The organism is Macrococcoides caseolyticum (assembly GCF_002902665.1).
GTDB lineage: Bacteria > Bacillota > Bacilli > Staphylococcales > Staphylococcaceae > Macrococcoides > Macrococcoides caseolyticum.
On sequence record NZ_PPRM01000095.1, the window covers coordinates 1 to 22,112 of the forward strand.

Genomic DNA, 22,112 nt, shown 5'->3' on the forward strand with positions numbered 1-22,112 from the left:
AACTCCTTATGTTTTCTTTGGTCGGAAATACATATTGAGTTTAGCACAGAAGGCTTTTTTAGTTGTCTAGCTTAATTTTACAATCGACGTTTTGAAAAATCAGTCAACTTTATTATATAATATAAAGGCAATAATGAAAACGATTACACAGGGGGATTTTAAAATGAAGACAGAAATTTTTGAGGCAGTGCAAGGTAATCATAATCTATCTAACTACGAGGAAGTGTATAACAACTTTGACTGGAAGGAAGTTGAGAAGAACTTCTCATGGCATAATACAGGAAAAGTTAATATGGCTTATGAATGCATTGATAAACATGTAGATAATGGCAAAGGGGACAAAGTCGCATTATACTACAAAGATGCAAATCGCGGGGAATCATATACCTTTGAAGAGATGCAGCGCAATTCAAATAAGGCTGCGAATGTACTCGTTCAGGAAGCGGATGTCAAAAAAGGAGACCGTGTATTTATCTTTATGCCACGCTCTCCTGAACTTTACTTTGCTTTTTTAGGTGTCCTTAAAATTGGTGCTATCGTAGGTCCTTTATTCGAAGCATTCATGGAGAAGGCCGTACGTGATCGCTTAGAGAATAGTGAAGCAAGTGTCATCATTACAACGAAAAGTTTGCTCGGACGTATACCTAAAGATGAATTACCACATTTAAAACATATTGTTGTAGTAGATGAAGATGTAGAAGAAGGATATATCGATTTCAATAAAAGATTTGAGTCTGCATCAGAGGAATTTGAAATTGAATGGCTGAACCTTGATGATGGTTTAATTCTTCATTATACGTCTGGTTCAACTGGACAGCCAAAAGGAGTGCTTCATGTTCAAAATGCAATGATTCAGCACTATATTTCAGGATATTATGTATTAGATCTTAAAGAAGATGACATCTACTGGTGTACAGCAGATCCAGGCTGGGTTACAGGGACGAGCTACGGTATATTTGCACCATGGTTAAACGGTGTGACGAATGTAATTGCAGGAGGAAGATTCTCGTCAGAAGGATGGTACAAGACGATACAGCAATTTAAAGTGACAGTGTGGTATTCAGCACCGACAGCATTCCGTATGTTAATGGGTGCAGGGGATGAAGTGATTAACAAATATGATCTTTCGAGTTTACGTCATATATTATCTGTCGGTGAACCACTGAATCCGGAAGTGATTAAATGGGGACACAACGTGTTTAAACTGCGTATCCATGATACGTGGTGGATGACAGAAACAGGAGGCCATATGATTGTAAACTATCCTGCCATGGATATTAAGTCCGGATCGATGGGGAAACCGTTACCTGGTGTTATTGCAGCAATTGTTGATAATGAAGGTAACGAGCTCCCGCCAAACCGTATGGGGAACTTAGCGATGAAATCAGGGTGGCCATCTATGATGAAAGAAATATGGAATAATGAAGCGAAGTATAAATCATATTTCTTACCAGGAGACTGGTATATTTCGGGTGATTCTGCATATATGGATGAAGAAGGTTACTTCTGGTTCCAGGGACGTGTGGATGATGTTATTATGACAGCAGGAGAACGTGTCGGTCCATTTGAAGTAGAATCTAAGCTTGTGGAGCACCCAGCGATACAAGAGGCGGGTGTTATCGGAAAGCCGGATCCGGTTCGTGGGGAAATTATTAAAGCATTTATTGCACTGCGTGAAGGTTATGAAGCAACAGATGAACTGAAAGAAGAAATTCGCATGTTTGTTAAAGATGGGCTTGCAGCACATGCCGCACCTAGAGAAATCGAGTTTAAAGATAAGTTGCCGAAGACACGTTCAGGTAAGATTATGAGACGTGTACTTAAAGCGTGGGAACTAGATTTACCGACGGGTGATTTAAGTACGATGGAAGATTAATATTGAAAGGTCAGAATGGTGATGTTCTGACCTTTTTTTAGTGTGGCAAGATAGACATAGAACGAGTGCAGTATTTTATTATATTTTTTAAGCATTTGTAATAGAAAACATTCGACAATATGAAAGCGTTATCTTATTATTAGGGTGTAAAGACACTTTAAATGATTAGGAGAATGTTAAAATGACGAAATATTTATCAGATTTAGAAATTGCTAATCAGGCAACGATCAAACCGATTGCTGAAATCGCTGAAGCTGCAGGTATTCCTGATGATGCGGTTGAGCCATACGGCCATTATAAAGCAAAGATTGACACTTCTAAAGTGACTACAGATAAGCAAGGTAAAGTAGTACTTGTGACTGCGATGAGCCCAACACCGGCTGGTGAAGGTAAATCAACAGTCACTGTAGGTATTTCAGATGCATTTAAAGCGTTAGGTAAGAACGTTATGGTAGCTTTGCGTGAACCGAGTTTAGGTCCAGTATTTGGTATGAAAGGCGGAGCGACTGGTGGGGGACATGCACAAGTCTTGCCGATGGAAGAGATTAATCTGCATTTTAATGGAGATTTACATGCCATCACAACAGCGAATAATGCATTAGCGGCATTTATCGATAACCATATTTATCAAGGAAATAAATTAAATATCGATCCACGTCGAGTCGAGTGGAAGCGTGTCATCGATATGAATGACCGTGCATTGCGTCAGGTGGTTGTTGGTCTTGGTGGTCCTTTCAAAGGAGTACCCCGTGAAGATGGTTTCGATATCACGGTAGCAAGTGAAATCATGGCTGTATTCTGTCTTTCAAACAATATTGAAGATCTAAAAGAAAACCTAGGAAAAATGACAATCGGTTATACTTATGACCGCAAACCAGTTACTGTTAAAGAATTAGGAGTAGAAGGTGCCTTAGCATTAATCCTTAAAGATGCATTAAAACCAAACTTAGTACAGACAATCGAAGGTACACCTGCGCTTATTCATGGTGGACCGTTCGCTAATATTGCTCACGGATGTAACTCCATCATCGCAACGAAGACTGCGCGTAAATTAGCAGATATCGTTGTTACTGAATCAGGATTTGGTTCAGATTTAGGTGCTGAGAAGTTCATGGATATTAAAGCGCGTAAAGCAGGTATACAACCAGATGCAATCGTAGTCGTAGCGACAATTCGCGCACTTAAGATGCATGGAGGCGTAGCGAAGACTGAACTTAGTGCTGAAAATGTAGAAGCATTAAAATCCGGTATTCAGAACCTAGAGAAACATATCGAAAACTTAAATCAATTTGGTGTTGAACCAGTTATCGCTTTAAATAATTTCGTTACGGATACAGATGCTGAACGTGAATTTGTTATTAACTGGGCAAAAGAACATGGTGTGAAATTAGCATTAACTGAAGTATGGGAACATGGTGGTGAAGGTGGTAAAGATTTGGCGAACTTAGTATTAGAAGTGCTGGAACAACCACAAAGCTTTAAACCATTATATGACCTATCGTTACCAGTTGAAGAGAAGATTCGTACAATCGTTCAAAAAATCTACGGTGCAGACGATGTAGTGTTCACTGATAAAGCGAAGAAACAATTAAAAACAATCACTGATAATGGCTGGAATGAGTATCCAGTATGTATGGCGAAGACCCAATACTCATTCTCTGATGATCCTAAGAAGCTTGGTCGTCCATCTGGGTTTGAAATTACAATCCGTGAGTTAATTCCTAAAACAGGTGCAGGATTTATCGTGGCATTAACAGGGGATATTATGACAATGCCTGGACTCCCGAAAGAACCGGCAGCACTGCGTATGGATGTAGATAAAGAGGGTAATGCAGTAGGTTTATTCTAATAGAATATTACTCAAGTGATGATAAATAATAAGAAGAACCGATCAGTATAGAAAGCAATGCGTTTCTATACTGACCGGTTCTTTTTAGTTTCTTTTTTTCTTTTGCGTATTTTGTTTCGATTTCGTAAAGATCTTACTCTTTGTTGCAGGGTCTAGTTTAATACCAAGTCTATTCAATACGTCAGGAGTATCTAGTGTTTTCTGAGTTAAATCAGTTTTGTCAGATACCAGACTTTCTTTTGTAGATTCACCAGACACACAGCCGGATGTATTATTCGTAAATTGACAGATGTTTTGTTTTGTTACGCTCTTTGGCTGGTTAAATCGTTCACCGACACCCATCTGGGATTGATCGATTGATGAAATCTGGTTGACGATGTCACGCCATAACTTGAGCTGGTAGTGATTTTCTTCATCAAATGTAGTTGGAACATCATAGCCCATCCAGATACCCATTGTTACTTTAGGGTTATAAGCAACAAACAAACTGTCTTTTGCATCTTGAGTCGTACCTGTTTTACCGGCCCAGTCCTGATTATATAGGAAGGTACCTTTCAATGAATAAGCACTACCAGTATCGAGAACACCACGTAACATATCAGTCGTCATATAAGCGGTAGATGCACTATAAATTCGCTCTGGTTTTGCTTCATGCTGATAGATGACTTTGCCATCTTTAGCTTTAATACGTTCGATCATATAGCTTTCTTGATAGTTTCCTCCATTGGCTAAAGTTGAGAAACCATCGACATCATTTTTAAGCGTGATATCTGTCGCACCGAGTGCTAATGATAAGTTTTCCTGTTCAGATTCTGGAATGTTAAAGTCCATCTTGTTTAATAATTCCCAAGGCTTCTTATCCTGAATACTAGAATATAGTCTTAAAGTACTTAAGTTTAAAGAGTTCTCTAACGCATAACGTGTTGTCACATTCCCATATTCCATACGCGCATAGTTTTCCGGTTCATAACCATTGTAATTAAACTTTTTATCGAGCAGCATCGTTTCTGGCGCCGTAATCCCATACTCCATTGCAGGAGCATAGGTTAATAATGGTTTGATTGTAGATCCTGGAGAACGCTTCGTTTTCATTGCATGGTTGTTTTGTGACTTATCGTGATCTCGGCCGCCAACAAACGCGATAATTTTACCCGTTTTATTTTCTTTTAAAAGGACACCGACTTCTTGGCTCAATGACTTTGTCTTTCCGCCAACCTCTACTTGTCGGTCGTAGGAATAATAGTTCGGATTATCTTTAACTGCATTCATGGCATCGAAAATTGGTTTGTTAATTGTAGTTTCGACGATATACCCATCGTTACGTACAGCACGTTCTGCGATATTTGTATACTTTTCTTGAAGAACGGGTGTTTCATCAAGTTCTGTCTTTGAAACATTATCTTTTGAAGCAAAGTGATATTTCAGAATATCTACAGCTTCATCTTCTACTTCTTGGGTCAGGAAAGGATACTTTTCGTTTGGCGTCTCTACATCTTTCGTAAATGACTTAACGATGTTAAATGATTTTGCTTTATCATACTCTGCTTTACTGATTTTATTTTCCTGATACATACGTGACAGAACATATTGCTGTCTTGTCAGTCCATATGCGAGATCATCTTTGGACTTGACTGAGCCGTCCTGCAAAAATGGTGTATATGTATAAGGGTTTTGTGGAAGGCCTGCGATATATGCAGCTTGAGCGATGTTAAGCTCATTTGCTTTAACTCCGAAAATCCCTTGAGCAGCCGCTTCGATTCCAGCAATGTTCTGGCCATTCGTGTTTCGACCAAAACTGACGACATTTAAATAAGCTTCGATAATTTCATCTTTCGTCAGTGCTTTTTCTACTTTGAACGAAAGCATCATTTCTTTTGCTTTTCTTTGGAAGGAAGTTTCATTTGTTAACAGCTGATTCTTGATAAGCTGCTGTGTTAAAGTACTGCCTCCACTCGTCGCACCAGTGTTAAGAAATTCTTGAGCAGTTGCTCGTATAAAAGCTTTCGGTACGATACCTCTATGGCGATAGAAACTTTCATCTTCAGTAGCGATCAATGCATCTTTCACATGAGGACTCATATCCTTAAGCTTAATAACTTGTCGCTGTGTATCAGCGTTTAAATTACCAAGCGTTTCTCCTGAACCGAAATATACAGTTGTACTTTGTGTCATCTCATAAAGTGATTTCTTCAGTTCACTGTTAGACTTTACCGGTTCATCTTTTACTAGTGCCAGGAAATAGCCACTACCGATCCCAAGCATGAGCGTAGCGAATAAAATGCCTGCTGTGATTAGAAAGAGTAGTGTTTTTGAAACAGTTTCATAAAGGCCATTAAAGATAACGTAGGGGGTAAATTTAATGTTTTTAAATCCTTCCTTATAGCCTATAAGCTGACGCTTAAATTTATCTTTGTATGAAGTTTTGTTTGCCATATTTTTTCCTCCTGAATATTTTTTTAGTATATCATAATTTCAGGTTCTTGACTTCACTCATCCAATTTTATACACTAGTATCATAATTGATTTGAAACTAAATATAAAGACTTTTCGGGACAAGTAATGATTGAACTTGAATTTAGAGACTTAGTGGGTGGTGAAAACTAAGCATGTTCTTTGATGAATACACCTGATATGTGGAGTCTACGTCATAATGAGCGTTTTCATTAATAAAGTGATGAGTAATCATAAGTTTGGTGGTACCGTGCATTCAAGCACCCTTACATTTGTAGGGGTGCTTTTTTATTTTAATTAAGAGGAGGAAATTAATATGACAAGTGCATTATTAGAAGATTTAAGATGGAGAGGTTTAATCTATCAGGAGACGAATCCTGAAGAAATGGAAGCTTTGCTGAATAAAGAATCGGTAAGCGTATACTGTGGAACGGACCCGACTGCAGATAGCCTGCATATCGGCCATCTCCTTCCTTTCATGACTTTAAAACGATTCCAGGCACATGGACATCGCCCTGTCGTTCTCATTGGTGGCGCTACAGGAATGATTGGCGATCCATCTGGGAGAACAGATGAGCGTACACTGCAGACATTAGCGCAAGTTCAGCATAATGTCGACGGTATCAGCAAACAGATGGAGCAGTTATTTGATTTCGGTACTGAAAATGGTGCAATTCGTGTAGACAATAAAGACTGGCTTGGTGAAATTGATCTGTTGACGTTCTTAAGAGATTACGGAAAGCATGTCGGTGTAAACTATTTATTAAATAAAGATAGTATCGCATCTCGTCTTGAAACTGGGATTTCTTTCACAGAATTTACTTATACAATTCTGCAGGCCATTGACTTTGGACATTTAAATAAAACATTGAACGTTAAGCTCCAGATCGGTGGCAGTGACCAGTGGGGTAATATCACAAGTGGGATGGAACTCATGCGCCGTATGTATGGCGAAGTTGAAGCTTATGGTATGACAGTTCCTTTAGTTGTAAAATCTGACGGCAAGAAATTTGGTAAATCTGAAGGAGGAGCAGTCTGGTTAGATCGCACGAAGACGACACCTTATGAGTTCTACCAGTTCTGGATCAATACACCAGATAGCGATGTTATCAAGTTTTTAAAATACTTTACCTTCTTAAGTAAAGAAGAGATAGATGCTTTAGAAGCATCCGTTGAAAACGAACCGCACTTGCGTCTTGCACAAAAACGATTAGCCGAAGAGGTAACGAAATATGTCCATGATGAATCTGCATTAGAAGAAGCAGTTAATATTACAAACGCTTTATTCAAAGGGGATTTAAAGGCTTTAACAGCGGATCAGTTACGCACAAGCTTTAAAGATGTGCCACAGGCAAAAGTTACAACAACAAATCTCGTTGAATTACTAATAGAAGCGGGCATCTCTCCAAGTAAACGTCAGGCAAGAGAAGATATTACAAACGGTGCGATATCGATTAACGGAGAGAAGGTTCAGGATGTTGCGTATGAAATCGTAGCGACTGACAAGATTGAGGGTGAGTTTACGATTATTAGACGTGGCAAAAAGAAATACTTTATGATTATTCACTAATACACTGACTATGTTTACAGTCCATGTATTTAGGGTAAAATTAAGTAATTTAAGGTAAAGGAGAAATGTAATGAAAAAGTTATTAGTGCCGGTGATAGGTCTTATCGTATTATTATTAGTAATCGGTAGCATGTTGATTGGTCCCTATAATAAACTTGTTGATCTAGATACAGAAGTTGAAAAATCACAGGCGAAGATTGATACACAGTTACAACGTCGTCTTGATTTAATTCCTAATCTAGTTGAAACAGTTAAAGGGTACGCTAAACATGAAGAAAAAGTATTCAAAGATGTGTCTGATGCACGTGCGAAATTAGCAGGTGCAAATACAATGGAAGAAAAAGCAGAAGCGAATGAACAAGTAAGCTCAGCTTTAAGTCGATTAATCGCAATTCAGGAGAACTATCCAGAACTTAAAGCAGATACGCAGTTCACTGGGCTTCGTGATGAACTTGCAGGTACTGAAAATCGTATCGCAGTCGCTCGTAATGACTATAATGATGTTGTCACAGAATACAACAAAGTCGTTAAACGTTTCCCTGGTAGTATCGTTGCTGGATTATTTGGATTTGAAAAGAAAGAGTTCTTTAAAGCTGATAGTGCTGCAAAAGATGCACCAAATGTAGATTTTAATTCTGATAAGGATTCTGAGTAATGAAGAGATTCACGATATTTTTCGCGAGTCTTATAATCTTTCTTACAGCACTTCCGGTTAGTGCAGCTGAACCATTACCGAAACTTGAGCAGCCGAGGTTCGTGCAGGATCATATCGGTATTTTTAAGCAGCAGGAAAAAGATGCATTAAACCAAAAAGGTGAGACGCTTCACAGTGGTACAACTGCTGAAATCTTGCTGATGACAATGCCAAGTATCGGACAGGAAGTTAAAGAAGATTATGCACTACGCGCAGGTCGTGAATATGGTGTAGGAGATAAGGATAAAGATAATGGTATCGTTATTCTGCTGAATCTCGACAATAATAATGAAAATAACAATCGTGGTATAGAAGTGATGGTAGGCCCCGGTCTTCAAGGTGTGCTGAACGATGCTAAAGTTGGACGTATGATTGATACATATGCGATGCCTGACATTCAAAAAGCGATGCAGGCAGACCCAGATGCCAAAAGTGAAACGTCTCGACACTATTATGCCCAGGCGATGATTAAACTTTATAATGCGATATTTGATGAAATCAGTAAGAGTTATGGCTTTGATGGTGAAAAATATACACGAGATACACCCATTGCTACACAAGATGATAGCGTTGGCAATATCAGTGTGTTTGAAATCATCATCGCACTATTCTTCTTGTATTTAATTCTTTCGATGTTCTTCGGTGGTGGAGGACGTGGCGGCGGCGGTCGAGGTGGTCGATCCAAAGGTCCCGTCATCTTCTTTCCGACTGGTGGAGGCTTTTCATCTGGAGGTTTCTCTGGTGGCGGTTTCTCAGGTGGAGGATTTGGCGGTGGCGGTTTTGACGGCGGTGGCGCTGGTCGTAGCTTCTAAATAAAAAAATTCGGAAATGACATGAATCCTAATAAATCGAACTTTAGGGGACAGTACATTTCCGGATTTTTTTATTTGTTATTGGTACTTCTTAAAGTCATTGTAACTTCTGTTTTTTTGTCTTCTCTGTAAACAGTAAATTTCACATTATCGCCTGCTTTATGATGTGTATAAATATAATTTCTGACGTCGCTGTCACTTTCGACCTTATGTCCATTGATAGCAGTGATGACATCGCCTTTATTGAACTTCGTACGAGAAACACTGTCAGTTTGTGCTACCACTACACCTTTAGTTTGTGTTATTTTAAGTTCTTTCAAATAATCAGCAGGAACATCGCTAATTCCTACGAGTCCAAGACCCATATATGGACGTTCAACTTTCCCGTTCTTAACAAGCTGTTCGATAATCGTCTTAGTGTCATTCGATGGAATGGCAAAGCCGATTCCTTCCACTTGATTAGCAGATATCTTCATACTGTTGATACCAATCAATTGTCCGCTTGTATTGATTAAAGCACCACCAGAATTCCCGGGATTAATTGCAGCATCCGTCTGAATAACTTTCACGCTTGCATTACCGGCTGAAGTTTCTACTTTCATTGTGCGTTCCTTTGAACTCACGATTCCTTCTGTTACAGTACCAGCAAGTTCAAGACCTAACGGATTACCGATCGCATAGACAGGTTCTCCAATTCGAATCTTAGAAGAGTCGGCAAAGGCCACGGGTTTAATATTTAGCTGACCTTGTACTTTGAGTACAGCGATATCGGTCAAAGCGTCTGTACCCATTAGTTCAGCATCTATCGTTTTCCCGTTAGATAATTTAACCTTCAATTCTTTAGCGCCTTCAACGACGTGGTTGTTTGTAACAATATATATATTATTACCATCAACTTGGTAGATCACGCCTGAACCTGTTCCTGCAGGTGTAATATTAGTAGAACGGTTACCTGATAAGATATCATAGATACTGCTAGGTGCCTGCTGCATATTGATAACACCGACAATTGCAGGAGAAACTTGTTCCAGCATTTGAGAGAGATTTGAAGTCGATTTGGAAGTTGTCGTATTATCAACTGTAACAGGAGAAATTGTTTCTGTTTCACCATGTGAGAAATATTCTGGTAGTTCGGTCACACCAAGCGTGAGTACAGATCCAACGACACCAGCAAGCACCATCTTTAAGAAGCCGGCATTTTGTTTCTTTGGGTGTTGTGTTTGTAAATGAGAGTCTTCGTTATAATATTCATTATTTTGTTCCATAGCTACCTCCATTTATTGTGATACAAAAAGTATAATCCCATTAAAATCAGAGTTCAAGCAAATGCACTCTTCAAAATATATTAGGTTATGATAAAATATAAATATTCTATATAAAAGGAGTGCCATATGTATCAATTCATTTCTCGAATCATCTTCTTCTTTGTTAAAATATTAAACAAGTTAAAGGTTTCAGACAAACATCATCTTCCTGAAGATGAAGCATTTATCGTGACATGTAACCATGAAAGTATGGTGGAGATTATAATGCTCGCAATGAGTCTATATCCGTTAGAAATTCATTATATGGCGAAGCAGGAACTGTTTAAGGCACCACTATTAAATCGATTTTTTAGATCTGTTAATGCATTTCCTGTGAATAGAGAAAACCCAGGACCATCTACGTTAAAGATACCTGTTAAGCTGATAAAAGAAGGTAAGATTGTTGGTATCTTCCCGAGTGGACAACGCAATAATGCAGCACCGATGAAAAAGGGAGCTGCGACGATTGCTGTACTATCAAAAAGTACGATTGTTCCTGCGGCTTACACAGGACCACTTAAATTTCGTGATGTAATATTTAAGAGACAAAAATGCTGGATTAAGTTTGGAGCACCCATTGATAGTACTACATATTTATCCCAGTATAATAAAACTGAAGCAATAGAAAAGATTACTCAGCAACTTGAAAAAAGCACAAAATCAATTATAGTAACAATGAAATAACACAAAAGCGGAATGATCTACAGATCATTCCGCTTTTGTGTTACAAGCTAAGCTTTATAATAATAAGTTTCAATATCATCTGGATAGATAAATTCTAGCTTGATCACCTGTTCATCATCTGATCGATGCATGCGCTTATAGAATTCATTTCTGGCTTGATTGATATAACGAACCTTCTCACACTCATTCTGGATTATTTTATATTCTGTATGTTCTTGAGATGTGTCAGGATAAGAAGCTTTAAGCAATATAACTCCCATAATTCACACCTTCTTCCTATTTTATATCTGTATTAAGAACATACCCTTTAAACAAAATAATCAAACAAAAAAGAAACAACCTATGCAGTTGTTTCTCCTGTTCTATGGTCGTTATTGAAAAGTTCATCTTCTAATTGTTTTAATGTAAGATATGTGGCTTCATCCAGTGATGAAACAGCTGCTTCATCTTCAAAAAGGGATTCGATCGTTGCAATATCGATGTCTGTTGCCGTAGAAATCTGATATGCAGTTAATTTACCTTTAAAAAGTTGTGGCAATATTTGCATAAAATCACCCTCATTGTTTGTATTAACTTATTATATAATATTTTCGCATATAAATAAAGATGTTTAAGAGTATTCGAATATATAATTGACGTGCCTACTTTATTTATTTAAAGAGATAATACATTAAACTGGTAGCTTGATACTTAATCATAACTTTCACAAAATCTATTGTACTCCTAATACGTATTCGATATAATTCATTTGTTAGAATTATTAGAAAATTATAACAAAAGGGGATGATGTAATGAACTTAGTTTTAAATGGGCAAGATTTAACAATTGAATCGATTAAGATTTTAATTGCTCAAGATCAGAATGTCGAAATTTGTGAAGAAGCATTATCACGCGTTAAACAAAGCAGAAAAATTGTTGATGATATTATTGCCGATCAAGAGACAATCTATGGTATTACGACGGGGTTCGGATTATTTAGTGATGTACTTATTGATCAGGATAAATACGAGGATCTGCAGCTCAATTTAATACGATCACATGCATGTGGCATAGGGGAACCGTTTAATGATGACGTAGCGCTTGTAATGATGATCTTAAGATTAAATACGATGTTAAAAGGACATTCTGGAGTAAGCACTGCACTTGTTGAACAGCTTGTCTTTTTCATCAATCAACGTATTTTCCCGGTTATACCAGCGCAGGGTTCTTTAGGAGCTTCAGGAGACTTAGCGCCTTTATCACATTTAGCGTTAGCATTAGTTGGAGAAGGGGAAGTAATCTATAAAGGGGTGAGACAAGAAAGTAGTAAAGTGTTACAGTCACTGAATCGTGCACCGCATACGTTACAGGCGAAAGAAGGGCTTGCACTGATCAACGGTACACAAGCAATGACAAGTCAAGGTGTGATTAATTATATTGAAGCGGAACAATTAGCGTATGATGCTGAATGGATTGCTGCGCTCACGCACCAGGCACTGAATGGCATCGTCGATGCATATGATGCGCACGTACATATTGTTAGAAATTCAAAAGAGCAGTTAAGCGTTGCAAATAGAATGCTAGACTGGCTGGAAGGCTCATCATTAACAACGCGTCAAGGCGAATTAAGAGTTCAAGATGCTTATTCATTAAGATGTATTCCTCAAATCCATGGTGCGAGTTTTCAAGTACTGAACTATGCTAAAGAAAAGCTGGAATGTGAAATGAATGCTGCGAATGATAATCCGCTCATCTTTGATAAAGGTGATGAAACGCTTGTTATTTCAGGAGGAAACTTCCATGGTCAGCCCGTTGCATTTGCACTAGATTTCTTGAAGATAGGTGTAAGTGAGCTCTCAAATGTCTCAGAACGTCGTATAGAAAGGCTTGTTAACCCACAGTTAAATGGCGATCTTCCTGCATTTTTAAGTCCACATCCAGGTCTCCAGAGTGGTGCGATGATTATGCAATATGCTGCTGCAAGTCTAGTTTCTGAAAATAAGACATTGGCGCATCCTGCAAGTGTAGATTCTATTCCTTCATCTGCCAATCAGGAGGATCATGTGTCAATGGGTACGATTGCTTCGCGCCATGGGTATCAGATTGTAGAGAATGTCAGGAATGTACTTGCCATAGAATGTGTGATTGCACTGCAGGCAGTAGAATTAAAGGGTGTAGACAAGCTATCACCGAAAACGAAGAAGAAATACGAAGAATATCGAGAGTTTGTCCCATCGATAACAGAAGATAGACAGTTTCATAAAGATATCAAAGTCGTGTCCGATTACTTGAAACAATCAGCATATAAAAAATAGTTCAAGAGTGCCTTGAACTATTTTTATAACATTAAATTTTTATTTATTTACATATGTTTCGTAATACTTACGACTTTTTTCATAATCAAGACGGTTTTCCCATCTTGCAATGACTAGTGTTGATAAAGAGTTGCCGACTACGTTGACAACTGTACGCATCATATCTAAGATACGGTCAATACCAATAATCAATGCTAGTCCTTCAGGGTGAATATTCATTGCTGTTAAAGTCGTAATCAGAACGACGATTGATGTACCTGGTACAGCAGCCATACCTTTAGATGTCAGCATCAATGTTAATAATAATACAAGTTGTTCGGTCACTGATAAATGAACACCATACATTTGAGCGATTGTAAGTGCTGCAATAGATTGATACAATGCTGAACCATCAAGGTTGAATGTATAACCTGTCGGTATAACAAAAGACACGATTTCTTTCGGTGCACCAAATTTCTCCATCTTGTCCATGATGACAGGCAATACAGTCTCTGAACTTGACGTTGAGAATGCAAGCAGTAACTCGTCCTTTAATATGCGCAATAGGTGGAAGATATTGATCTTACACATTGCTGCAACAGCACCGAGCACGACGATAATGAAAAATACCATTGACCCTGCAACAACAAGTGCTAGCTTTCCAAGTGGAATTAATGCACCTAACCCTAAATTGATGATTGTTACTGCCATAAATGCAAATACACCAATTGGTGCATATTTCATGATTTGATTCGTCATCCAGAAGATAACATCTAAGAAGCCATCAAAGAAAGCACGTACTGGATCACCTTTTTTACCAATTGCAGCTAAACCAAGACCGAAGAATACCGAGAAGAAGATAACCGGTAATAATTGACCCTGTGCCATAGAATCAATAATGTTCGTCGGAATAATATTAACGATTGTATCAATCATATGATTACCATATGTGGACTCTGCAGCAGCTTCTGCATTTGTCGTATACTTTGTTACATCACCTTTAGGTAATAGATCTTTATTGATACCGGCACCTGGTTTAAAGATATTTGCAAATATAATCCCTAGACCAATTGCTAATGTCGTAATAATTTCAAAGTACAGTAACGTTTTCCAGCCGTAACGGCCGACAGTTTTCATGTCACCTGTACCGGCAATGGAAATTACAAGTGAACAGAATACGATCGGTACAACAATCATTTTAATAAGATGTAAGAAGATATCACCTAATGGCTGAAAGTAGTTAACGTATTCTTTCTGACCATTAAGTAGAGCGCCGACTACAACGCCTAATATTAATGCAATTAAAATTTGCATCGGTAAACTTATAAACTTTTTCTTTTTTGGTTTTTTAATTTCTGTAACTGAACTCATATCATCCCTCTTTTCTTTCGTACTAATGTATTTTATTTGTTATTGATAAGTCTGTCAATTTAATTATTTACTAATTGTCAGAAAATTTAAGTAGTCATTATGTTTTAATAATGACGTAATTGTGCACTCAGTGAACTTTAAGAATATTCTCTGAAAGTATATTAAATATACATTTAATAACGTTTTTTAAAAAAGATGTAAACGCTATCACAAAATGTATTGTTTGTTTAATATAGTTTATCTTTGATTAGATGCTATAAAAAACTATTCCGGGTACCGAAATAGTTTTATGAGCAAATTACTATATTAATATATTATTATTTAAATAAATATTTTCAATTGAAACTTCAACATTACCTTTTAGAGCACGTGTAATCATACAACTTTCTTCAGATTTATTAACATATCTTACAATTTTTTTCTCGTCTATTTGTGCTGTGCTGATCAAATAGACTTTGTAAGTAATACTTTCATACGTTAATACTTGTTTTTCGTTATTAATCGTCGCGCTAGCATCCACATAATCTATTTCTACTGGAATATTATTACGTTCAAACATAGAACTTAATGTTATGGTAAAGCATGTAACTGCAGAAGATAAAAGCATCTCATCTGGATTGGTACCGATATCAGGTCCATCCATTTCTTTCGGTATTGATATTTTAGACTTAAGGTTTCTGTTTTCTATCGTACCGACACCGTGATAGCCACCTGCAAATTTAGCTTTACAGTTAAATGTATGTTTCATTTTACACTCTCCTTCTATATCCACATAAAACAAAAAAACGAACACTTCAGAATCATTGTTTCTGAAGTGTTCGGAATAGTAGAAAGACGATAGTCTTTCAAAGCACTTATTAACGTGAGTAGTACTCAACGATTAATTGTTCGTTAATTTCAGCAGATAATTCGCTACGTTCTGGAACGCGTACGAATGTACCTTCTAATTTATCAGCGTCGAATGTTAAGTATTCAGGAACGTGGTTCGATAACTCAACTGATTCAGCGATGATGTTTAATTTTTGTGATTTTTCACGAACTGAAATTACTTGACCAGGTTTTAATTGGTATGATGGGATGTCTACGCGAGCGCCATCTACCATGATGTGACCGTGGTTAACTAATTGACGTGCTTGACGACGTGTACGTGCTAAACCTAATTGGTATACTACTGCATCTAAACGTGATGCTAAAAGTGCCATGAAGTTAGCACCGTGGATACCTTTCATTTTACCAGCACGGTCAAAGATAGTGCGGAATTGACGTTCATTGATTCCGTACATGTAACGTAATTTTTGTTTCTCTTGTAATTGTAAACCATACTCAGATAATTTTTTACGTTGGTTAGGACCGTGTTGTCCTGGTGCGTAAGGGCGTCTTTCTAATTCTTTACCAGTGCCGCTTAAAGAAATTCCTAAACGACGAGATTTTTTCCAAGTTGAACCTGTAAAACGAGCCATAATGTGACTCCTCCTCTTTTTTGTTTTTTATGTAAAAAACAAAAATATGATAAATGCCTAATACGATATAGTATCATTCCGTGCCTTCGCCTTATAGCTTCAGTTACACAACACGCCAACATAGGGGATACTATAGCGCGTATTAATATTTATCTGCTATCTTCGTTTATTCACATAGATTTGATTATAGTGACTTTAGTGTAAGAAGTCAATATTAATATAGATGTTTTTCAAGAATCTTTACGAATTGTTCAATACCTGCTTGATCTTCTTCTGTAAATCGAGATTTGATTGGGGCATCGATATCGAGAACACCGAATATTTCGCCATCCTTTATAATAGGTACTACGATTTCAGATTGAGAATTTGCATCGCATGCGATATGACCTGGGAACTGATGAACATCAGAGACAACCATCGTCTTGCGCGCGCTGACTGCACTCCCGCATACACCTTTCCCAACCGGAATTTGAACACATGCTGGTAATCCCTGAAAAGGTCCTAACTGTAATTGGCCGTCTTTCATCAAATAGAACCCAACCCAGTTTACTTCCTGTAGAAATGTATTGAGAAGTGCGCTTGCATTGGCAAGATTGCTGATATTATCCTGTTCATCAGTGAGTAGTCCGTCCAGCATTTGTGCGAGCATCGTATAATCTTTAATCGGTGTTTGATCGAACATATTATTCCCTCCGTAGTTATCAATTTTTATGAATAAAAATAGTTTAACTGATTTGATAAAGAATTAACAAGAAATTGTTTTTGAAAAGTACATTTTACGTTATAATGATGAGTAGTACTTTGGAGGGAATGAATTTACGTAATGATATATATCATAGTTGGAATCATTGTAGTGATATTGATTGCTGTCGGTGTCCTGTTTTATATGAGAAATCAAAGGCGCACGCATATCGAAAGCATTGAAGCAAGAAAGAATGAAGTGAAAAATCTACCGTTTCAAGATGAACTGGTAAAAATAAAATCATTAAACTTAAAAGGTCAGGCTGCGCTGCACTTTGAGAAGTGGAAGAAAGAGTGGCAGACTGTATTAAATGAAGATATTAAGGCTTGTGAACTTATTATAAATGATGCGGATGAAGCACTTGATAAATTTAAATTTAAAGAAAGTGAAACTAAGGTTCAAGAAGCGGAACGTTTGCTTGATCACATAGAGAAAAAGTACGGACAGTCTGTAGAAGAGATTAAAGCGTTTATGAATAAGACTGACGATGATAAGCGCAAGTATGATGCGTGTAAGATCATTTATAGAGAATCAAAGCGCGACGTTCTTGCTAACCGTCATCAGTATGGGGAATCAGCTGAGCCGCTTGAAGCACAGATTGAGAAGTACGAACCTCAGATTAATGTGTATCAGACGCTTATTGATGAGGGGAATTACGACGATGCACATATGCATATTAATAGGTTGCATGAAGAAATGTCCCTACTGAAAGAAGATATGGAAGAAATTCCAGAACTGATCCGTGATGTGCAAAAAGAACTACCTGCACAATTTCAGGATATTAAGTTCGGGTGCAGAGACCTTAAGATTGAAGGTTATAACATTGAGCATGTTAAAGTAGACAGTACGCTTCAGACGTTGAAAGGGAAGCTGAATCTCGTTGAACCCCTGATTGCAAGACTGGAACTTGACAAAGCAGAAGAAATCATTAATGAGATTAACGATGCTATTGATGACATGGTCGAGCTCGTTGAACTTGAAGTGAAAGCGAAGAACAATGTAGAATTAACAAAAGAAGAGATAATAGATCATCTGTTTCATGCTAAAGATACGAACTATATGCTTCGTACAGAGATAGAATATGTTAAAGATACCTATTATATTGATGAAGAAGCGGTGCAAAATGTGCGTGGCTACGATAATGAGATTCAAAGTTTGATAACAGTGTACGATGAAATATTGATGGAAACTGCGAAATCAAGCATTCGTTATACAGAGGTAGAGGATAATCTAAAGTATATTGAATCCCATGTTAAAGTAATCAATGAAAAACAAGAGAAGATACAGAACTACTTGATGAATTTACGTGAAGATGAGCAGGAAGCGCAGCATAATGTATTGCATATTCAAAGCAAGAAAGAAGAAGTGTATAGAAAACTGCTTGCTTCAAATCTATCAAGTGTACCTGAACGCTTTATTATTATGAAAAATGAAATTGATGTTGAGATGCGTGAAGTGCATCAACTTTTTAATAAGCGTCCAATGAATGTAACGCAAGTAAGAGATAAAGTGAATAAAGTACTGACAACCATGAATACATTTGAGTCAGAAGCGATGGAAGTGCTGGAGCATGCGCTTTATGCAGAAAAACTAATACAATATGGAAACCGTTATCGCAAAGATTCTTCAGACGTTGATAAAGATTTAATCGAAGCAGAACGCTTGTTTAGTAACAATAGATATAAACGCGCAGTAGAAGTTGCTGAGGCGGCGATTGAACGTGTAGAACCAGGAGTGACTGAGCGTCTTGAGCAGAATATTCTTCATACAAAGCGCAGATAGAGTATAATGGAACGAATGATAAACCCGAGCCAACTTCAATGTGAAGTTTGCCGGGTTTTGCTTATTGAGGTGAAAGAATGATCTATTTAGATAATTGTGCAACAACAAAGCCAGATCCAGAAGTGTTGAAGACATTTCATACGGTAAATGAAAAGTATTATTTTAATCCATCAAGTCCACATCATAAAGGACTTGAAACAAATAAATTATTAGAACAGGCGAGAAGTCAGATTAGAGATATATTGAAGCTTAAGAATCAATCTATTATTTTTACGAGTGGCGCCACTGAATCGAACAACCTACTTATTACGGGTATGGCAAGGAGTAAGAAGCCGTTCGGACAGACGATTATTACTTCACATCTAGAGCATCCTTCAGTACTAGAAACAGTACGTGCTCTAGAAGATGAGGGATTCACAGTTAAGTATGTACAGTTTAAAGACGGTCGATTAGATTTAGAACACTTTAAATCTCTATTAAACAGGGATGTGACTTTAGTCTGTTTAATGCATGTGAATAATGTCATGGGTGCAATATTACCGATCACATCTATCAAAGAAGTATTAAAGAATTATCCGAAAGTACATTTTCATGTTGATTGTGTACAATCTTTTGGGAAGCTCGAACTTCCAGTTGATGCGATGGATAGCTTTGTACTTAGTGGGCATAAGTTCAATGGTCTGAAAGGCCAGGGCTTACTTGTCTTCAATCAACTGAAGACCATCACACATACAGTATTTGGTGGGGGTCAGGAGTATGGATTTAGAAGCGGAACAGTGAATGTTGCGAATGACGTTGCTTTAAGTCGTGCGGTACGTATTGCAGAAAGTGAGAGGACAGAACTATACGCACGCACGCAGCGCTTTAAAGAACAGCTAGAACATGCAGTGCAGCAACTTCCGGGACTATATGTGAATTCACTTGAAGAGGGGGCACCACATATAGTAAATATCGGCTTTCCTGGCGTAAAAGGGGAGGTCATCGTGAATGCCTTTTCGAAAGAAGATATCTGCATTTCGACGACGAGTGCCTGTTCGTCAAAGCGAGCAAAGTTCAATGAAGCACTGAATGCGCTCCATGTACCTGAAACTGTCATAGCAGGTAGTGTCAGAGTATCATTTGATAAATATACAACACAAAGTGATATCAATCGATTTATCACAGTACTACAACAAATCTATCGTGAAATGAAGGAGTTAATCAAAGATGCAGTATGATCATATATTAGTCAGATATGGTGAATTAACATTAAAATCGGGTAATCGTAATACATTTATAAATCAGCTTAAGTCCAATATTAAATATGCTTTAATTCCTTTGACAGGCTATAAGGTAAATGCAAATAGAGATAGGATGTATGTGGAAATCACTGAAGATGCTGACGTGGAAGAGATTATGAAACGAATTAGTAAAGTTTTCGGTGTACATTCAGTGAGTCCGGTAGTGAAAGTAGAGAAAAATATTGATCAGATAAAATCGAGTGCAGTGAAGCTTGCTCGTGATATTGACGCACCGGGTGTTACATTTAAGGTGGATGCGAAACGCTCAGATAAAGGATTCCCTTATGATACTTTTGCATTACAGCAAGAACTCGGGGGAGAAATTTTATCTAATATCGAACATTTAACAGTAGACGTTAAAAACCCAGACTATAAATTGCTCGTTGAAATCAGAAGTGATGCAGCGTATTTATATTCTCGTGTGATTAAAGGTGCTGGAGGCCTACCGGTTGGAACGGGAGGAAAGACGCTCTTGATGTTATCAGGTGGTATTGATTCACCTGTCGCTGGAATTGAAGTGATGAAGCGCGGGGTTACGATTGAAGCGATTCATTTCCATTCACCACCGTTTACAAGTGAAGAAGCGAAACAGAAGGTCATTGATCTCACAAGGATTATGGCAGAAACTACTGGAGAGATTAAACTGCATCTTGTTCCGTTTACAGACATCCAGAAGATGATTCATAAGAAAGTGCCTGAAAACTTAACAATGACGTCGACACGTCGAATGATGCTTAAGATTGCAGATAAATTTGCTCGTCAAATTGATGCTAAAGCACTTGTCAACGGAGAAAATTTAGGACAAGTTGCGAGTCAGACACTTGGAAGCATTTATGCGATAAATGCAGTTACAAATTTACCAATATTACGTCCGTTACTGACATTGGACAAAGATGAGATTATTATTAAAGCAAAGGAAATTGGAACATTCGACACATCAATCCAACCGTTTGAAGACTGCTGTACAATCTTCACACCTAAAAATCCGAAGACTAATCCTCGACTTGATAAGGTTGAGAGCTTCGAAGCGGGCACTGATTTTGATGCGATGATTGAAGAGGCAGTCGCAAATATTGAGACATTAACAATTTCTAAGCATACAGATACGAAACAAGAATTCGACGAGCTGTTATAGGAGGCGTTCTTATGCTTGATAAAAATGTCGTTATCGCACATCGAGGTGCAAGTGGTTATGCACCTGAACATACTTTTGCAGCATACGATAAAAGTCATTATGAAATGCATGCAGACTATATTGAGCTCGATATTCATATGACATTGGATAATGAAATTATTGTCATGCATGATGAATCGATTGAACGCACTGCGCTGACGCCAGGTATCATTAAAGAGATGACCCTTCAAGAAATTAAACAGCTGACAATCGGGAAATGGTTCAATGAAAAGTTTCCGGAATTAAAGGAAGACTATTATGCTGAACAGCTTGTACCGACACTTAAAGATATATTTGAACGCTATAAAGATGCGAATTATTATATAGAAACAAAATCTCCGGATATCTATCCAGGGATGGAATCACTTTTAATCGATATGCTTGATGAATACGGTTTGATCAGTGACACGCGTCTAAAAAATCGTCAGACGGTTATACAGTCATTTAGTTTGGAAAGTTTGATAAAAGTGAATCAACTTGTTCCTGATATGCCACTATTGCTGCTTGCTAAAAAAGGTGTGCTGCGTGAAATGTCAGATGAGGATTTAAAGCAGATTCATACATTTGTGTATGCCGTTGGACCAAGCATTGCGGACTTAGATGAAACATTAATCAGCAGAATGCATAACTTTGGGTATTTGGTCTTGCCATATACGCTTAATAAAGAAGCTGATATGGAGCGCCTGATTAATGCGGGTATTGATGGAGCCTTTACAAATTTTCCGGATGTGCTTCGTAAGCAGTTTAGAATGGATAACGGAGAGATATTTGAATAACTAATTATAGGACA

Annotated in this window: 19 protein-coding genes; 11 read left to right on the forward strand and 8 right to left on the reverse strand. The window is 37.7% G+C overall.

Annotated elements, in window-relative coordinates:
* Positions 1-163: 163 nt before the first annotated feature.
* Together acsA and CD152_RS10340 are read left to right on the forward strand one after the other, a co-directional pair.
* A complete protein-coding gene (acsA, locus tag CD152_RS10335; RefSeq protein ID WP_103214755.1) occupies positions 164-1,876 on the forward strand; it encodes an acetate--CoA ligase in 1,713 nt (570 codons plus the stop codon).
* Between the two features lie 181 nt (positions 1,877-2,057).
* On the forward strand, positions 2,058-3,725 hold the full coding sequence (locus CD152_RS10340; RefSeq protein WP_086038966.1) for a formate--tetrahydrofolate ligase: 1,668 nt from the start codon (positions 2,058-2,060) through the stop codon (positions 3,723-3,725).
* Positions 3,726-3,809: 84 nt separating this feature from the next.
* Here the strand turns inward: CD152_RS10340 and CD152_RS10345 are convergent, their stop codons facing one another.
* Entirely contained in the window at positions 3,810-6,158 is a 2,349-nt protein-coding gene (locus tag CD152_RS10345) for a transglycosylase domain-containing protein (RefSeq protein WP_101041959.1), read from the reverse strand.
* A 334-nt stretch (positions 6,159-6,492) separates the two neighbouring features.
* Here CD152_RS10345 and tyrS point away from each other — a divergent pair, with 334 nt between their 5' ends.
* The 3 genes from tyrS to CD152_RS12195 all read left to right on the forward strand — a co-directional run bounded on the left by tyrS (position 6,493) and on the right by CD152_RS12195 (position 9,252).
* The gene (gene tyrS / locus CD152_RS10350; RefSeq protein ID WP_086038964.1) at positions 6,493-7,746 is read left to right on the forward strand and encodes a tyrosine--tRNA ligase; all 1,254 of its coding nucleotides are present in this window, start codon (positions 6,493-6,495) and stop codon (positions 7,744-7,746) included.
* Between the two features lie 70 nt (positions 7,747-7,816).
* A complete protein-coding gene (locus CD152_RS10355; RefSeq protein ID WP_012657310.1) occupies positions 7,817-8,401 on the forward strand; it encodes a LemA family protein in 585 nt (194 codons plus the stop codon).
* Positions 8,401-9,252, forward strand: a complete 852-nt coding sequence (locus CD152_RS12195; RefSeq protein WP_101140164.1) for a TPM domain-containing protein — start codon at positions 8,401-8,403, stop codon at positions 9,250-9,252. Before CD152_RS10355 ends, CD152_RS12195 begins: the two co-directional genes overlap by 1 nt.
* Before the next feature lie 71 nt (positions 9,253-9,323).
* Here the strand turns inward: CD152_RS12195 and CD152_RS10365 are convergent, their stop codons facing one another.
* Positions 9,324-10,517, reverse strand: coding sequence for a S1C family serine protease (locus tag CD152_RS10365; protein ID WP_101140165.1), 1,194 nt, complete (start codon positions 10,515-10,517; stop codon positions 9,324-9,326).
* Between the two features lie 126 nt (positions 10,518-10,643).
* On the opposite strand from CD152_RS10365, the gene CD152_RS10370 reads away from it, so the two are divergent.
* Positions 10,644-11,240, forward strand: a complete 597-nt coding sequence (locus tag CD152_RS10370; protein WP_103214756.1) for a lysophospholipid acyltransferase family protein — start codon at positions 10,644-10,646, stop codon at positions 11,238-11,240.
* Between the two features lie 47 nt (positions 11,241-11,287).
* Here CD152_RS10370 and CD152_RS10375 read toward each other — a convergent pair whose 3' ends face one another.
* Both CD152_RS10375 and CD152_RS10380 read right to left on the reverse strand, forming a co-directional pair.
* Positions 11,288-11,500: a hypothetical protein gene (locus tag CD152_RS10375; RefSeq protein WP_041636082.1), complete on the reverse strand. Its 213-nt coding sequence runs from the start codon at positions 11,498-11,500 to the stop codon at positions 11,288-11,290.
* 80 nt (positions 11,501-11,580) lie between these two features.
* Positions 11,581-11,787 carry a hypothetical protein gene (locus CD152_RS10380; RefSeq protein ID WP_041636081.1) on the reverse strand — a complete coding sequence of 69 codons (207 nt, stop codon included), beginning with the start codon at positions 11,785-11,787 and terminating at the stop codon, positions 11,581-11,583.
* A gap of 244 nt (positions 11,788-12,031) precedes the next feature.
* Here CD152_RS10380 and hutH point away from each other — a divergent pair, with 244 nt between their 5' ends.
* Positions 12,032-13,534 carry a histidine ammonia-lyase gene (gene hutH / locus CD152_RS10385; protein ID WP_101140167.1) on the forward strand — a complete coding sequence of 501 codons (1,503 nt, stop codon included), beginning with the start codon at positions 12,032-12,034 and terminating at the stop codon, positions 13,532-13,534.
* 39 nt (positions 13,535-13,573) lie between these two features.
* Here hutH and CD152_RS10390 read toward each other — a convergent pair whose 3' ends face one another.
* The 4 genes from CD152_RS10390 to CD152_RS10405 form a co-directional block, all read right to left on the reverse strand.
* The gene (locus tag CD152_RS10390) at positions 13,574-14,884 is read right to left on the reverse strand and encodes a cation:dicarboxylate symporter family transporter (RefSeq protein ID WP_101140168.1); all 1,311 of its coding nucleotides are present in this window, start codon (positions 14,882-14,884) and stop codon (positions 13,574-13,576) included.
* A 301-nt stretch (positions 14,885-15,185) separates the two neighbouring features.
* Entirely contained in the window at positions 15,186-15,632 is a 447-nt protein-coding gene (locus CD152_RS10395; RefSeq protein WP_101140169.1) for an OsmC family protein, read from the reverse strand.
* A 109-nt stretch (positions 15,633-15,741) separates the two neighbouring features.
* Positions 15,742-16,344, reverse strand: coding sequence for a 30S ribosomal protein S4 (gene rpsD, locus CD152_RS10400; protein ID WP_012657295.1), 603 nt, complete (start codon positions 16,342-16,344; stop codon positions 15,742-15,744).
* A 214-nt stretch (positions 16,345-16,558) separates the two neighbouring features.
* Positions 16,559-17,026 carry a GAF domain-containing protein gene (locus CD152_RS10405; RefSeq protein WP_099482805.1) on the reverse strand — a complete coding sequence of 156 codons (468 nt, stop codon included), beginning with the start codon at positions 17,024-17,026 and terminating at the stop codon, positions 16,559-16,561.
* Positions 17,027-17,167: 141 nt separating this feature from the next.
* Here CD152_RS10405 and ezrA point away from each other — a divergent pair, with 141 nt between their 5' ends.
* The 4 genes from ezrA to CD152_RS10425 all read left to right on the forward strand — a co-directional run bounded on the left by ezrA (position 17,168) and on the right by CD152_RS10425 (position 22,098).
* Positions 17,168-18,868 (forward strand): septation ring formation regulator EzrA, encoded by a 1,701-nt coding sequence (gene ezrA / locus CD152_RS10410; protein ID WP_103214757.1) that lies wholly within the window; start codon positions 17,168-17,170, stop codon positions 18,866-18,868.
* A gap of 77 nt (positions 18,869-18,945) precedes the next feature.
* Entirely contained in the window at positions 18,946-20,085 is a 1,140-nt protein-coding gene (locus CD152_RS10415) for a cysteine desulfurase family protein (RefSeq protein WP_101140200.1), read from the forward strand.
* Positions 20,075-21,283: a tRNA uracil 4-sulfurtransferase ThiI gene (thiI, locus tag CD152_RS10420; RefSeq protein ID WP_103214758.1), complete on the forward strand. Its 1,209-nt coding sequence runs from the start codon at positions 20,075-20,077 to the stop codon at positions 21,281-21,283. Before CD152_RS10415 ends, thiI begins: the two co-directional genes overlap by 11 nt.
* A gap of 11 nt (positions 21,284-21,294) precedes the next feature.
* Entirely contained in the window at positions 21,295-22,098 is an 804-nt protein-coding gene (locus tag CD152_RS10425; protein ID WP_101035042.1) for a glycerophosphodiester phosphodiesterase, read from the forward strand.
* Positions 22,099-22,112 lie beyond the last annotated feature (14 nt).